9 protein-coding genes are annotated in these 16,682 nt (G+C 30.8%); 1 reads left to right on the forward strand and 8 read right to left on the reverse strand.

Annotated elements, in window-relative coordinates:
• The first annotated feature begins 88 nt into the window (after nucleotides 1-88).
• Nucleotides 89-304 carry a hypothetical protein gene (locus tag U9R42_03615; protein MEA3495104.1) on the forward strand — a complete coding sequence of 72 codons (216 nt, stop codon included), beginning with the start codon at nucleotides 89-91 and terminating at the stop codon, nucleotides 302-304.
• Here the strand turns inward: U9R42_03615 and U9R42_03620 are convergent.
• The 8 genes from U9R42_03620 to U9R42_03655 all read right to left on the reverse strand — a co-directional run bounded on the left by U9R42_03620 (nucleotide 284) and on the right by U9R42_03655 (nucleotide 16,379).
• Complete coding sequence (locus U9R42_03620; GenBank protein MEA3495105.1) at nucleotides 284-2,746, reverse strand: polysaccharide biosynthesis tyrosine autokinase; 2,463 nt, start codon at nucleotides 2,744-2,746, stop codon at nucleotides 284-286. The two genes, U9R42_03615 and U9R42_03620, sit on opposite strands and share 21 nt — an antisense overlap.
• 12 nt (nucleotides 2,747-2,758) lie before the next feature.
• Nucleotides 2,759-3,580 carry a polysaccharide biosynthesis/export family protein gene (locus U9R42_03625; GenBank protein ID MEA3495106.1) on the reverse strand — a complete coding sequence of 274 codons (822 nt, stop codon included), beginning with the start codon at nucleotides 3,578-3,580 and terminating at the stop codon, nucleotides 2,759-2,761.
• A 100-nt stretch (nucleotides 3,581-3,680) separates the two neighbouring features.
• On the reverse strand, nucleotides 3,681-6,560 hold the full coding sequence (locus tag U9R42_03630; GenBank protein ID MEA3495107.1) for a TonB-dependent receptor: 2,880 nt from the start codon (nucleotides 6,558-6,560) through the stop codon (nucleotides 3,681-3,683).
• 28 nt (nucleotides 6,561-6,588) lie between these two features.
• On the reverse strand, nucleotides 6,589-7,218 hold the full coding sequence (locus tag U9R42_03635) for a deoxynucleoside kinase (GenBank protein ID MEA3495108.1): 630 nt from the start codon (nucleotides 7,216-7,218) through the stop codon (nucleotides 6,589-6,591).
• On the reverse strand, nucleotides 7,219-7,725 hold the full coding sequence (folK, locus tag U9R42_03640; GenBank protein MEA3495109.1) for a 2-amino-4-hydroxy-6-hydroxymethyldihydropteridine diphosphokinase: 507 nt from the start codon (nucleotides 7,723-7,725) through the stop codon (nucleotides 7,219-7,221).
• Between the two features lie 9 nt (nucleotides 7,726-7,734).
• Complete coding sequence (locus U9R42_03645; protein MEA3495110.1) at nucleotides 7,735-9,099, reverse strand: NAD-dependent succinate-semialdehyde dehydrogenase; 1,365 nt, start codon at nucleotides 9,097-9,099, stop codon at nucleotides 7,735-7,737.
• Between the two features lie 14 nt (nucleotides 9,100-9,113).
• The gene (locus U9R42_03650; GenBank protein ID MEA3495111.1) at nucleotides 9,114-9,689 is read right to left on the reverse strand and encodes a hypothetical protein; all 576 of its coding nucleotides are present in this window, start codon (nucleotides 9,687-9,689) and stop codon (nucleotides 9,114-9,116) included.
• A 162-nt stretch (nucleotides 9,690-9,851) separates the two neighbouring features.
• Complete coding sequence (locus tag U9R42_03655) at nucleotides 9,852-16,379, reverse strand: DUF5011 domain-containing protein (protein MEA3495112.1); 6,528 nt, start codon at nucleotides 16,377-16,379, stop codon at nucleotides 9,852-9,854.
• Nucleotides 16,380-16,682: the final 303 nt, after the last annotated feature.

Below are 16,682 nucleotides of genomic sequence, written 5' to 3' on the forward strand. Positions count from 1 at the left end.
CTTTAAGATCAACCATTCGGATTTCCTTCATTATACTCTATTTTTATTTCATTAAATAATTTTCAAAATTAATATAGAAAGAGAGAATATGAGAATTTATTTCAAGAAAAGAGTTTATTGCAGGATGCAGGATGCAGGATGCAAGATACAGGATGCAAGATGCAGGATGCAAGATACAGGATGCAAGATACAGGATGCAAGATGCAGGATACAGGATACAGGATACAGGATACAGGATACAGGATGCAAGATGCAGGATACAAGATGCAGGATACAGCAATCCTTAACTAAATATTCGCCTTAAGAATGATTTTTTTGGAATCTCATCTTCATCATCCTCATAATATCCATAGCCATGTCCGTAACCATAGCCATAACCGTAGCCATAACCATAGCCGTAGCCATATCCGTAACCATAACTATAGCCATAATATCTTTCATCAACTTTTACATCATTGATTAAAACACTTAATCCTTTTAGATTCTTCTTTTCAATATCTTTAATTATTGAAGCAAATGCTTTTTTATGAGTGTGATTCTGGCGTACAATATAAACTTTTGCATCTGCATATTTCATAAGAAGTACTGCGTCTGTAACAAGACCAACAGGAGGAGTATCAATTACAATATAATCATAGATTTCTCTAAGTTTTTCAAAAAACTCGTCTGTTTTATCGAGTGCTATTAGTTCAGATGGGTTTGGAGGAACCGGACCTGCAGATATCATATCCATATTTTCAACAGAAGTATGTTGGATAATATCTTCAACATCACATTTTGATGCAAGAAAAGTACTTACACCACTAATATTAACAAGACCAAAATCCTGGTAAATCCTTGGTTTTCTAAGGTCAAATCCAATAATTACAGTTTTCTTTCCATTTAATGCAAATATTGAAGCAAGATTCATTGCTGTAAATGTTTTACCTTCACCAACTAAAGAAGATGTAACCAAGATTGTTTGTGTTTCCTTACCTTCACCATAGTATTGTAAATTTGTTCGTACAGAACGAAAAGATTCAGCAATAGCAGATTTCGGAGCATCTTTAATTACAATATTTGTTTGCTTGTTATTATGAATGATATGACCAATAATAGAAATATTTGTTGCCTTCTCAACATCAGACCTTTCAATAACTTTATCATTAAGAAAATCCTTCATATAAATAAATGCCCCTGGTATAATTAGCCCAAGAATCAATGCAATCATGTAAGTCATTTTGGGTTTTGGTGCATTTTGTGAAACCATCTCGGGTGGGTCAATCACCTCGTTTTCAGGAACAACAGCAGCTTTTGCAATTTGTGCTTCAGATTGCTTTTGAAGAAGGAAGGTATAAAAACTTTCATTTAACTCATATTTCCTCTGGAGTTTCAACATATCCTGTTGTGTTTTAGGCAATTCCTTTAAACTTCCTGTAAACCTAGCAATACGATTATTAATATCATCAATAGCAATTTGTGTTGTATTCAATATATTTTCAATATTTTCTAAAATTGCATTTTTAATACTTCCAATCTTCAAATCCAATTCATCTACAACCGGGCTTTTTTTCTTTGAAGTATATAGTGCCTCTTCTCTGTCTGAATGAAGTTCAATTAATTTTCCAACTAATTGAGCCAGTAAATCATCCTCAATTCCTAAGGTTGCAGGTACTACAAGTTTTTCAATAGCCTTATTTTCATTAATGTAATCCTTTAAATAACTATAATATTTCTGTTTTATTAATATCTGAGTTTTCTCTTTTTCAATGTCCTGAATATTCTCAAGCATTGCTTGACTCTGAAACTCAAGATTTAGAATGTTATTATTTTTTCTAAATCTTTGCAATTGTACTTCTGCATCCTCAAGTGAATCAGTAATACTCTTCAATTGAGAATTAATAAAATCAATTGTATTTACAGAAGTTGCATATTTAAGTGCCAATTCTCTCTCAATATATACATTAGTTAGTTCATTTAGAAAATCTTTTGTCTTTTCAACATTATTACCGTCAGTAGTTATTTTTACAACAGAAGCACCCTCTCTTTCAGATTCAATTTCAATTCCGGGAGCAATTAAAGTGTTTACATTATTAAATATAAATGAATATTCTTCATCTAAAATATTTTTAATATCAATATTATCTTTTAATTTTACTTTAAACTTATAATTACCTTTATTCAGTATTATTTTGTTTAATTGAAATTCATCTGAAAAAGAAAATTCAGGTAAAATATTTTTAACTTTGTCTTTACTAAAATTATATACTTGTACTTCTTCCCCATCAGCTTTAATTTGTATTTTTCCTTGAGAGAGAAATTTAATATAAAATTTAACATCTATTAGTTGCGGATGAAAAGAATCATATTCAACAATAAAAGGTGTTGATTTATATAATTCATTTGAAACAAAATTATTCTCCTCGAAATAAGTTACATCAACATCTAATCTTCTAAAAGCTTCATTTCTTAATGTTTTTGATTGCAAAATTGCAAATTCATTTTCAAAATTTTTATATCCTGCAAACAATTCAAATCCGGGCATAAAATTATCCCTTGCATTTCTGTTATTCCACGAATCATCAGTTATAAGTAGCATAGTACTTACCGAATAATTTGCTTTAGTATATTTATTTATGAAATATGCAACTACAATTGATAAAAATCCTGCAATAACAAAAATATACCAAAAACGTAATATTTTAAAAAAAAGGATTTTTATATCTATACTTTCTTCTTTATCTTGAAACTCTTGTAAATTTTCCACAGTTAAAATTAATTATTTTGTATAATTTATAAGTAAAATTAATGAAACGATTGATGATAAAATTGAAACGAACTCAGCTAATTTAAAATTCGCTAATCCAAAGGGTTTGGATGCCATTGGTGAAACATAAATAACATCATTAGGCATTAAATAAAAGTATTCGGATTGAAGCAATTCTTTATCTGTAAGATCAAGGTAGTGTATCTCGGAACCTGTTTCTGTTTGTCGTATTAAAGCTACATTTTCCCGATTTCCATAATCTGATAAATCGCCAGCCATTCCAATAACTTCAAAAATTGTAACCCTGTCATTAAAAATATCATAATGACCAGGACCATTTACTTCTCCAAGAACAGAAACCTTAAAATTAACTAATTTTATTACAACAGTAATATATTTCAAATACTCAGAAAGTTCTTCTTGAAGGAGTATTTTTGCTTCATCAATTGTAAGTCCCTCAACTGCTATTTCTCCAATATACGGAAAATCAATATAACCTGAATCACTAACAGAGAAACTCATTAAATAAGCACCTCCGTATTGAATATTCATTCTATTTTGATTATCACCTCCCATGGCATTAAAAACCTTAGCAGTTTCTTCATCAAGACTTAATACACGAATGTACAAATCATCACCCGGTTTTATTTTATGTTGCTGTACAGCTGTTGTAAATTCATTTTTTACAGTAGCTTCTTCTTTATCTTGTAAATAAAGAATTTTCTTCTGAGGAATACAGGATGAAAGAAGTATTGCAACAATGAAAAACATTGGAATTTTATTCAATATTCCTTTATGCAAGTTCTTTAACTTTTTAATCTTTTTTAATAACATACTATTTAACTTCAAAAACGAATAATTTGTTTAATTTTGTCTAAAATGACAAGTTTGCAAAGGTATGATTTTCTTTTATTTTTTTAATATTTAATTTTTTTTATTTAAATTTTATACTAATGCCTGTCATGATATGCCTTTGAGCAAGGTATCTTGCAGGATTATCAGGCGGGATATTATCCGACCTTGGGTCACGTGGGTCATTGTAAACAGGATTACGCCATTCAGTAGGCACATTATCTCCGTATTCATAGCCCATACCTGTTACAGGATTTACTATTGCAGCATTTTTATTATTTAAAATATTTGTTATTTCTAAAGTCCAAGCAATATTTACATGCTTAAGACTCCACCATTTTTCAACATTCATATCCAACCAAAACCAATTTTTGCCTGTTTCGGAATATCGTGCATTCGGGTCGCTATTGTATTCAAAAATAGGTCTGCCTGAATAAGTTTCGTAGCCTGTTAAAATGTAGGGAGTATAACGTTTCCCCGAGCGATAAATACCTTCAACATAAAATTTTAGATGGTTTAACCAGCTTTGATTAAAAAGACCTGATGCATTATTTACGATAAATAAGGTATTAAATTTAATATCCAGAGGTCTGTCCCAAGGTAATGGATACTCTTTCGTATCCTCTCGATTACCTGAATTAATAATTTCTTTTAATGTTTCGGAAGCGGATGAACTTTGCCCTGTTGCTGTCATATATCCAAAAGAAAGCTGCCCACGAAACCATTTTTTTACTCTTTTTATATAGGAAAGTTCTAACCCACGAATTCGTGCATAATCCGAATTTATTCTCATTGTTCTCGTTACTTCTCTTCCTGTAACATCTTTAACCTGTATGGATGCAGAGGTAATAAAATCGTATTTATCTTTCCAGAAAGCAGAAAAATTTAGAGCATCATCTGATGTTATTTGAGAACGCAAACCAATTTCGTAGGAGATATCAACTTCAGGATCAAGGTTTGGATTTCCTATGAATGAAAGAGTTGAACGGTCAGTAAATTGAGGATCTAAACCTGTGTAAAGATATGAAGGGTGTGGCAAAACCGTGGAATGTCCGTAATTAAAATATAAAACCTGATTTTCCTTTACAGGAAATGATGCAGATACTTTTGGTAAAAATCTTAGTTTATACCTTCTATTTCCAATCTTAGTTGTATTTTCTTTGTAAGCTTCTCTAATCTCATCACGAATAGGTGCATCAGAATTGTCAACAGCTTCATCAACAAATTTCCCTGGTGACCAATACTGAAAACGACCACCAACCAAAGCAACAAGTCCGAGAAATTTATATTTATCAGAGAAATATAAAGCTCCTGTAATTGGTTTTACTTTCCAAATATCACTTATTTCTCCTAATCTGAAAGATTGAGAATATGTTCCATCTGCAAGTTGAATTGGTGCTCCTATCCATGGTTTTTTAATATCAATCCATTGTAAAAATTGATGCTTTGCTTCAGCACCAAAAGTAAGCTTGTTTTTGGAATCTTTTGAATATAAATATCCTGAAATTTTTAAAGTATATTCTTCAACAATGTGATCATGCCAAAGTGTTGCTATTCCATTGTTATTGTACAATCCTGGTGAAGATAGTGTAAATACAACATCATCTTCAGGATTAAAATACTCAGATGGAAACTCTCTGATTGATAAAGGCTGAAACTCGGTATTAACAACATCAGGTCGCCATTGCCGACCATTTGCATCACCTCTTAAATGCACAAAAAGTCTTGAGATAGTTGCCTGATATGAAAAACGATTTCCCGGTGTATGATTCCACCTTAAGGTTTGCAAATTTGATTCATGTGTAAATGTGGAAGCATTATCAGGGTCGAGATGAAATGAAAATTGATAACCCGGTAAATATGAAACATCATTTCCTGTTACTCTCAGCATATTTACATCCTGATTGATATTCATTGATTTTAAATATGAAAAAGTAATTCTTTTTTTTGGGTCTAGGTCATAATTAAATTTTAAAAATCCAGACCATCTGTTATCCTGATATGGTGTCCAAAAACTACTGTTTACAATTGAAGAATTTATTTGGTCGGCAGGATTTTTTGTAAATTCATCACTTAAATTAAACCTTAAAGAAGTATAATAACGGAATCTTGGTTCTGCTCCAGGAAGAAAGTTTTCCAGCTTTTTACCAGGACCTCCAAGATTAAACTCAAATACTTGTTGATTAAAGCAAGATTGATAATCTTTATTAAAAGCGAAATTATCTCTCTTGTAAGAAACAGATGCTAATGTTTTTTTTCCGCCTGTTTTTGTTTTTGTATTTACTGTTCCTGAAGTGCTATTTCCATACTCAACATCAATTCCACCTGTGCTTACATCAAGCTCTTTTATTGAATTTGAACCAATTGCAAGTCCCATACCTGTACCTGCTAATGGATCTTTTGCTGAAACACCATCTATATAAAAGCCTGTTTCGTAGGTTCTTCCTCCGCGTATTCTTAAACCTGATGAGGAATTAATAACTCCTGCTTGAGAATTTAACAAGCCTGAAATATCTCTTACAGGAGCTGCTTCAATTTTTTCAGAAGATATTCTTGATTCGGTTCTTGATTGTTCTAAATCCACTAGTGGTTTCTTGCCAATGATAACAACTTCTTCATCAATTGTTAAGGATGTTGGAGGCAATGCTACATCAAGTTTTTTTTCTTCTCCTTTTGTTAATTTTATTCCTGTAAGCACAGTTCTTTTATAGCCAATATATGTTATATCAATACTGTAAACTCCAGCCTTAACCCCTGTTATTCTATACTTTCCATTAATATCTGTTGCAGCACCTTTTGAGGTTCCTTTAATAAATACGTTAGCTCCAATTAATGGGTCAGCATTACTTTTGTCGGTAATTCTCCCATAAATATTCGCACTTTCTTGCGAAAAAGCTATAAATGAAAATATCATTAATAAAATAATGTAGGAAGCTCTTAGGTAGTATTTCTTTATTTTCACTTTCACAAATATATGGGTACTATGCGTTTTAAACTTCAATTATGTTCATGCCAAATTTAAAATTTTGATGCATTAAGTCAATGATTTTTGTCAATATTTTTTCATCCTTAATAAAATCTTTATTCTTCAACTCAAGTATTACAACTTTACTGTTTAACAATGTTTTAAAATACTGGAGATAAAGCTTTTGTATATCATCCAAATATTCCAACGAGATATTTTGCTCAAAACTTCTTCCCCTTATTATAATATTTTCCTTCAACACTTCTACAGGTCTATGCAAATAAATAATTAAATCCGGCTTTAGCAATTGCTCTTCAAAAGCTTTGTACAAATTGTAAAATGCTTTGTATTGCTCTGAATCCAAATTATTTCTTGCAAACAAAAGGGACTTTACAAAAATATAATCCGAAACGAATATTTTGTTAAAGAGGTCTCCTTTTGATAATTCTATTTTCTGTTGCTGAAATCTTTCAAATAAAAAACTTATTTCCAGAGGAAAAGCATAACGGTCAGGATTTTTATAAAATTTTTCAAGAAAAGAATTCTTAGCAAACTCCTCAAGTATTAATTTCCCTTCAAACTTTTCTGCAATTATTTTTGAAAGCTCGGTTTTACCTGCTCCTATTGTTCCGCTAATCGCTACATAACTGTACATCTAGTTCTTAATAAGTTTTTTATCAACAATATTTACACTTAAATTATCAGTACATTCCTCCAGTAATTCAGAAATTTCTTTTTTTAACAAAGGATGAACAAATCCATTTGATATTTCGGATAAGGGAAGTAAAACAAATTTTCGATTCTGAATATTAGTATGAGGAATTATTAGGTTTTCCGTATTAATTATTTGTTCATTAAAAAACAGAATATCAATATCTAAAATTCTCTCACCCCATTTTTCATATCTCACTCTTCCTGCTTTATTTTCTATTTCATTAAGTCTTTTTAACAATTCTTGAGGGGATAATTTTGTTTCAACAAATAGTGCTTGATTTAAAAACTCCGGTTGGTCTGTTTTACCCCAAGGGTCGGTTTTATATATCCTTGAAGTCAATAAAATCTTTCCTATTTGTTCATTAATTAATGGTATAGCTTTTTCGAGATTAGAAAAACGATTCCCAAGATTAGTTCCAAGTGATAGATAGACTTTATTCAAAATCATTTCTATTATTTAAAAAATGTTAATTGTTTTCATATTTGAAAATTCTTTTAATCCTACATCTGAGAGCTCTCTCCCAAATCCTGATTTTTTCGTTCCTCCAAATGGGAGTCGAGGGTCAGATTTTACCATTCCATTAATAGCTACTGTTCCCACCATAATTTTTCTCGCTAACATTTTTGCTTTTTCAATATCCTTTGTCCATAATGAAGCACCCAATCCAAGTTCGGTATTATTTGCAAGCAAAATCGCTTCTTCATCATTCTCTACTTTAAAAACAGGAGTTACAGGACCAAATGTTTCTTCACTAAACAATGGCATTCCCTCTTTAATGTCAGTTATCAGAGTAGCTTTGTAAAAATTACTAGCTTTTTCTAATCTTTCTCCTCCGACTACAATTTTTGCTCCCTGCTTAACTGATTTGTTAACTTGCTCCTCAAGTTCAGCAATTAAAGTCTTAGTTGCAATAGGACCTATATCCGTACTACTTTCCATTGGGTTTCCAATAGATAACTTTTCAATTTTACTTAGATATTTTTTTACAAATTCATCAAAAATATTTTTGTGAACAATAAATCTTTTTGCCGCAATGCAACTTTGACCGCTATTGTTCATTCGTGAAGAAACACCTACTTCAACAGCAGTATCAACATCAGCATCATGAAGCAAAATAAATGAATCATTACCACCTAGTTCTAAAATACTTTTTTTAATATTTTTGCCTGCGGCTTGTGCAACCATCGAACCAGCATATTCACTACCTGTGAGCGTTACTCCCCAAACATAATCACTTTCAATTACTTTTTCAGATTGTTTGTAATTAATAAATAAATTTTGAAAAACGCCTTTAGGTACTCCTGCTTTTAAAACAACTTCTTCAATTTTCTGAGCAGATCCCGGAACATTTGATGCATGCTTTAAAACTGCTGCATTTCCTAAAATCAAATTTGGAATTAAAAATCTAAAAACTTGCCAATAAGGAAAATTCCATGGCATAACTGCATAAATAATTCCCATTGGTTCATAAACGACATAGCTTTCTTTTGCATTACTTTTATAAACTTCTTTACTCAACAATTGCTCTGCATTTTCGCAATAGTAATTGCACAATAAAATGCTTTTCTCTATTTCTGCTCTTGCCTGTGTTATTGGTTTGCCCATTTCAAGGGTAATATTCTTTGCATGCACTTCCAAATCATTCTTTAGATGTTTGGCAATTTTCTTCACATACAAAATTCTATCTTTTAGCTCTAATGCAGACCATTTTTTAAACTGTTTATTCCCTAGTTCAAGCTTTTCATTTAGTTCGCTGTTACTAATTGTTTTATACTCTTTAAATATTTTCCCATTTACAGGATTTATTGATTTATAACTCATTTTTTAATAATCTTTTAAGTCGTTGTACTAATTTTCTTTGTAATTAATTCTTCAATCCATTCAAATAAATCATCTGGTTTTAATGACCGCCAATTAGCTTTATCAAATCTTTCTTCAAACATAATGTAGTAATCAATATTATTAGTGATAAATTCATTAACAACGTGATCTCTAAAATTAATTCCAACTATCCATCCGTCATCAATTTCATCAAACCACTCAGCATAATAATCATCCATATCGCAATGTAAATTCATAACATTTTCTCCGATTAAGATAAATTTATTTATCCCTTTTTCAGCTAAAACATCAGTTACATTACTTTTAAGGTACATTATATCATTTGTGATGCAATCATTCCATTCACCTATCAATTCAATAATTGCATAATTTTTATTGTAATCCGCATAAATAATTTTCAGATACAAAGTAGAAGACCCGAATTCGTCCCACTGTGGGTGGATACAATAATTATAAACTGTATTTTTAAATCCAAATTCACTATATTCACGTTGATAGAAAGGCGAATTTTCATCTTCCTCAGAAACATAATAATAACGCCACATAAAAAATGGTTCTATCTCGTGCATAGCAAAAATAAATTTTAAAGCAAATTTAAATGGAATTTCAGCTATTCCCTAATTGAATTTGTAGAAATTTAAAAACAAGTTGTAAAATTCTGTTTTAAAAAAAGACAAAAAAAAATCCTGCCGTTTAAAACGACAGGATTTTTGTATTATTAATTATCTTAACTATTTGCTAAGAACAATTCTCTTAAGTATTGTTTTACTTGAAGTTTGAACTTTAACCATGTAAACACCGGCTGCTTCATTACTCATATCAACTTCAAATTTTTCTGAAGTTAAAAGTCCTCTGTTTACTACAGTTATCTCTTTTCCTAGCATATCAACAACGTTAATAACTACTTCTTCTTTAGTTGAAAGTGTAACATCAATTACAAACTTAGATTTTGTTGGGTTTGGATAAACTTCAACTTTTGTATTAGAAGCTTCCTCAACACCAATGTTTGTATGTACAACTTTTACAAGACGTACAATTGAGGCACAATCGTTATTTGAAGGATCAGTTGCTGTATAAATAACTTTGTAAAGTCCTTCAAAATTAACATCAACATTACTAAATGTATCAATAATTAGTTCTGACTCAGGATAATAATTATCAACTACATTATAACCTTTGTCAGTGTATGCTGTCCATCTTTCAACAGAAGTATAATCGTCTCCTATCAATGTAAGTTCAGCACATTTGATGTCAACTACGTTCACAACTCTTGCAATCATTGAGCTTGTATTTCCAGCTGCATCTTTTACATAGTAGAAAATTGAGAATAATCCAATTGAATCAGGTGATGTTTGTCCTTCAAAATATTTGTAATAAGTACCTGAAGTGAAAACTTCAAATCCTGAATGTGAATTATCATTAATATTAACACCAGGATCAACAAATGGTTCATTAACTTCAGTAACAATTTCACTGTATCCTTTGAGTGTAATTACAGGAGCTGTACTGTCCCAAACTATTACTGTTCTACTAATTGTATTTGGTCCATTTCCTGAAGCATCAGTTACAGAGTAAGAAATTGTGTAAGTTCCTATACTTGTTGTATCAACCAATCCATCAACTGAATAAGTAATCTTATTAGTTGGCCAATAATTATCAGAATAATTAACACCAGCCTCATTATAAGGAGTCATTATTTCTACATAAACAGGATTGTCTCCAAGCAATTGAATATCAGGAGCAGCTCCATCAGAAACAACAACTACTCTGTTTTTAGAATCTGATAATCCTTGATTATCTTCAACATAGTAAGATAAATTATAAGTACCGAGTTCGTATGTATTAACATAACCTGTTACCACAACTTGGTCGGTAATATCACCATCTGCTTTGTCATAAGCTGTGTATGTTGTATCGTTCAATGGCTTATTAACATTTGCAAATAAAGTATCACTTAGTGTAATTACAGGTGGTGTATTATCTTCAGAAATAACCACTAACCTCTTTTTAGTTAGTGCACAGTTTCCTAAGTTATCACAAACATCATAAGTTACAAAATAACCACCAACTGTGTTAACATCAACATTATTAACAGTAACAATTAGAGAATCAACGTTACCCATTAGATTGTCAATAGCAGTAGCACCTGCATCTGTATAATCATATCCAACTTCAGAATAAACTGTATCCTGTCCTATGATAGTAAGTACAGGCGGTACATTATCATCAGAAATAAATATTCTGTAATCTTCATATTCACCAAAGATAATTGGTCCACAAGGATCTAAAGCAAATCCTGAATATAAAGCAGCAACTCTCATTGTGTTACCACCTAACTCAGCATTTACAGGTACAGTAAATGTTCCTTTCCATAAAGATGTACGTTTTCCAATTTCTGATGCTACTAGTTCACCTTGATCGGTAAAATCTCCATCATTATTATAGTCAATCCAAACAGCTCTATCCATAGCATTGAAGGTTGTATTTCTTTCCATTGTTATTTCAAAAGCCTGATTTAGAATAATTGTTGTTGAATAATTATTAGTATAATTTGTATATCCTTCAATACCAATTGAACTATAATTATCAATATCCCCCATTTTTACATGGCTAATACCAACATCAAGATGGTTATTCATTACTAATGGAGTACAGTAAATTTTTGGTTTAATGTATTTTATTTTAGTAACTGTTGTAGAATATTTTGCTGAGTTAGTGTTTGACACTTTAACTGAAACATCATAATAACAAGTATCGGTAAAAACAATCTGTGGGTTTTCACTATTCGCAGTTGTAGTATTTGCAAAATAGTATTTATTAGGTGTAATTGTCCACTCCCATTCATCTACACAAGAAAGTCTGTTTGCCTCAGTAGAAAATGTAACAGCATCCTGATTAACAACAGGTTTTGTAACATCAGCAGTAAATTCAGCATTTTGGGGATTTGTTTGTGGATTTATAAGCACAATCAATTTTTGCATAGTATCTATTCCGCCACAATTTTCAGCTAGTAGCTTTGATCTGTAATTTGCAGTAATACCGGGGAATGAAGTATTAAATACTCCATCAATAGTATGGTCATCAATCACTCCATTTCCATCATAATCCCAACTAAATTTAGTAAACTGGAAATTTGCTATTGAAGTATTTTCATAAAATACAGGGTAAACAATACATGAAGTATCTTCAGTTTCAAATCCTGCTTGAGGTGGCACATAAGTTTTTTGACCAACACTTGCCCATTCAAGTTTAAATCCACTGGCAACACTACCTACGCTTTCAAATTCAATATATACCATTCCACTTTCTAATGCTAATAAAATTGTATCAAAACGAGCATCATTCATCATACCTGTAATACCATTTACACCATAATCCGTAACATCCCATAATGGAGTACCTCTGTTACTTGCACCGTCATACAATCTTAAAAATGCATTTGTACCAAGACTAAATTCTTGGAATGTAATTTTTACATCATCACTACAAGGCTTAATAAGATATGTACAATTTTTGTAAGTTCCATGATTTCCAGAACCTCCATCATCATAAAGGTTACCATAAGGGCGTGAACTTTCAAGATATTGTCCACACATTACATCACTGAATTTTACATTTATGTAATCTATTTTTGTTTCTTTTGGACTTGTTCCAGAACCATTTTTTGAAGTAAGAGATACTGTATATGATCCCGGATAATTAAACACAATCTGAGGGATTTGATCAAATGAATCTGTAGAATTTGTGTAGTAGAATGATTTTTCAATAGTATTTGTATTTGGGTCTAATTTGGTATAAGGAGAAACCTCCCATGTCCAAGAAGTAGGACAGTTATCAGTAAGGTCAATTAGTTCAATTACTTCACCTACTTCCACTACGTTTTTATCTGACATAAATTCACTTAAAGGTGCTACCGTTGGGGAATCAATATAAATAGCCTTTGTAATTGTATCTGTTTGAAAACATGTTTGCATAAGTAATGAAACAGTATCATATCCTAGAGTTGTAAATGAATGAGTAAAATTAAAATCATTAGTTTGAAAAACACCATTAAGATACCATGCAGAAACATGCGGTTCTTCTTCAATACCTGTGTTATAAAATGTTACAGGAGTAATAAAACACATTGTATCCTGAGCAATAAAATCAAGTGATTGAGCAAGGTGTGCAGGCTCATCCGCTCCAACATAAGATTGAAGTTGACATCTCATATCGTCATCAACATCTACATCAGGATATGCATAAAAATTACCTACTTTTCCATAAGAACCTTCAATAAGGTGAAGATTTGATTGTGAAACAATTTCAGGGTCTTCTTGATCCCAAGAATGTTGATCATGTGTTCCTACATAAGATGTATTGCTTTTAAAACTATTTAAATTATAATAATAACTATTATAATTATAAAATAATGAAGTTGTAGAACCCGGATGGAAATACATATTATAGTCAACAGAAGAAATATTGTAAGGTCTATATAAAGATATCATTATTGTATTTCCTGTACTTATAAGAATATTATTTTCAACTTTAGTATTATTTGCATAATAATATATATAAATACCTGCATAGTTATAATAATGATATGAGCCATCAACCCAAATAGTATTGTTCAGATAATTAGTATTGTATGTATAGTAACTATATATTCCTGTTTGATAGGTTGGATCCTGAAAATTACTTATCATATTATTTGCAACAACAGAATGAAAACTGCTGTTATAATAATTGTTTCTATACATGTAAATTCCATATCTACCGGGGCTTATTGTATTGCTAATAATTGTATCAGAACCTCCATAATATGAGCGAATACCGTAAGAAGAATTTGACCTAAAGGAACTTAATGTATTAAATTCCATATTAGTACCTGCACAATAATATGTATAAATACCATAATAATATTGATTCAAAAAAGTATTACCTTTAAAGGTATTGCCATAAACAGTATTATAAGAACTTCCCCTCCAATAAATACCATAGTATCCACCGAGTATTTCATTATCCTCAATTAAGTTATAAAAACCATTATCTCCTGCACCACCTGTTGAAGATTCGCTACTTGTAGCATTAACAACAAGCGACCAACTACCTGTATAAGTATTATCAATCAGTAAGCGACAGCCTTTTATTGTATTATAATCGGCATGATTTGTAAATACTACACAAGTAGCATAAGTAGAACCATCACTAATAATAGACATATCTTTAAATGTAATATAATCAGCACCATTGAGAACTAATGTTGCTCTATTACCACTGCTATTACCTGTAAATATAATTTTCGTTGCATTTTTACCAGCACCAATAAATTGAATTGTGTAATTAGAATTCACACCTGTTATTTCAGGAATTTCAACTTTTTCATTATAAGTACCTGAAGCAACATTAAATGTGACAGCACCTGCAACACCACGAGTGTTAAGAGCAGAAATTGCAGTAGCAAAATCAATAAAATCTCCGTTTCCTGAAGGATCAATTGTATAAATACCATCAAGTCCAATACCTACGCTTTGACACATTTTATCTTCCGTATCGGGATCTTGACTTATCTGTGGATCTATTTCACAACATAAATTATATGTTTGATCAACAGTAATATTCCATTGAGTACTAAAAGTATGAGTTATTGTAGTGCCCGGATTAAAATTAGATGAAAGTGTCATTGATTCCTGAACAGGAGTTCCGCCATTAACTGAATATTCAAAATTTAAAGTAGTTGATGAACTAATTGCATTTAATCCTTTATTCATAACTGTCATTGTAACAGTATTATTTCCAAGTTTTGCAACAGATGGAGTTAAAGCAACAACATCAACATCATAAGGAGGAACTTGATCGGCACCTATCATTACACTACCCGAAGTAGCTCTTGTGTCTCCGTCAACATCATGATCTAAGTTAGTAACACCTGTTAAAGCAGGAACTGTAATAGGTGAACCAATAGGAATAACATGTAAATCGGAATATGAAGTAAAGCCCGGATCAGTACTTACTGAGTTTTGATCGTGAGGCCAGTTTATGTATGATTTTGGTGAAGCTTTCCAGCTATTTAAACCGGTGTAATATCCGTTATAATTACTATAAAACCAATAATAAGAACCTGTTTTGTAATAATCATTGTAATCCATTGTAACAGATCTTGGATAATAAAATGCAACAAGCAATGCAGTACCTGTACTTTGAATAATATTATTTTTTATAACAAGATAATAGCTATAACGATATCCGTAAATAGCTGCATTAGAATAAGTGCTTGTTGTACCCTTTACCCAAATATTATTATGTAAAATATTAACACGGTAATTATAATAGTACATATAAATCGCCCTGTTATAACTTGCATCTTGAAAATTCGATATCATGTTATTGGTAATATAAGTATTAGTTGTATTACTATAACGATTTTCATAGCCCATATAAAAAGCATATCGCCCTGGATAAATTATATTTGCGTCAAATATTCCACCAACACTATAATATCTATAAATAGCATAAGCAGATGAGCTTGTAAAACCATGTATAAAGTTGTATTGAATAGTTGTTCCTTGACAGTAATATTGACGGAAACCATAATAATATTGTCCTGTTATTTCATTCCCAATAAATTTATTTCCAATTATTCTACTACTAGTATTAGCTCCGGTCATAGCAATACCAATATAACCACCGTAAATATAATTATTTTTAAATTCATTATAATAAGCATTATATCCATAAGATGAATATGATGTTTCACTACCAGTAATTTGAACAGGGATTTTATAAGAACTACTACTTAATCCAACATTAATATTACAATTTTCAATTAAGTTGTAATCAGCATGGTTACGCATGTGAATACCAACACCATAGCTTGCATTAATAGCTTTAATATCAATATTTTTTAATTGGAAATAATCGGCACCATAAAAAACTACTGTAGCACGATTTGAATAACCTCCGCTATACTGAAGCGTTACCAAAGATTTATCAGAGCCATCAAATGTGATAGTATTGGTAGCACTTGCTCCTGAAACAGAAGTTAGATAAACTCTTTCGGTATAAGTACCCGGAGCAATTGAAAATGTTACCGCACTGCTAACCCCACTAGAATTTAAAGCAGATACAGCAGCAGCAAAAGTTGTGTAATTATTCGACCCACTACCATTAGGATCAATTGTATATGAACCTGATAATTGTGCATTTGCCGAATTTGAAACCAGTAGTAGTGTAAATACTACAAGAGTAGAAACAAAGAGTGTAAAATTTTTCATCATAATATTAGTATTTTTTTGTACAATTTTATGCAATATGTCAATGGATATTATTTATCCATTACCTGCAAATATATGTTTTTTTATTTTACCTACAAGAATTTTTTAAATAAATTATTTATTTATCATTTTTTCTAATTTCTTGAAATAATTTTCTAAAATAAAAGATACAACAACTTACTAAATGGTTAAATTATGGTTTTTATGTTTAAAAGATTGTATCTGTGTTTTTTACAACACTTACCAACTTAATTGAAAGTAACAAAAAAAATCCTGTTACTTTTGTAAAAGTAACAGGATTCTTGA

It is taken from the genome of Bacteroidota bacterium (genome assembly GCA_034723125.1).
GTDB lineage: Bacteria > Bacteroidota > Bacteroidia > CAILMK01 > JAAYUY01 > JAYEOP01.

Coding starts and splice junctions, on each gene's coding strand:
- U9R42_03650 (MEA3495111.1), bottom strand. CDS start 9,689: ATGCACGAGATAGAACCATTTTTTATGTGGCGTTATTATTATGTTTCT.
- U9R42_03655 (MEA3495112.1), bottom strand. CDS start 16,379: ATGATGAAAAATTTTACACTCTTTGTTTCTACTCTTGTAGTATTTACA.
- U9R42_03645 (MEA3495110.1), bottom strand. CDS start 9,099: ATGAGTTATAAATCAATAAATCCTGTAAATGGGAAAATATTTAAAGAG.
- folK (MEA3495109.1), bottom strand. CDS start 7,725: ATGATTTTGAATAAAGTCTATCTATCACTTGGAACTAATCTTGGGAAT.
- U9R42_03625 (MEA3495106.1), bottom strand. CDS start 3,580: ATGTTATTAAAAAAGATTAAAAAGTTAAAGAACTTGCATAAAGGAATA.
- U9R42_03635 (MEA3495108.1), bottom strand. CDS start 7,218: ATGTACAGTTATGTAGCGATTAGCGGAACAATAGGAGCAGGTAAAACC.
- U9R42_03615 (MEA3495104.1), top strand. CDS start 89: ATGAGAATTTATTTCAAGAAAAGAGTTTATTGCAGGATGCAGGATGCA.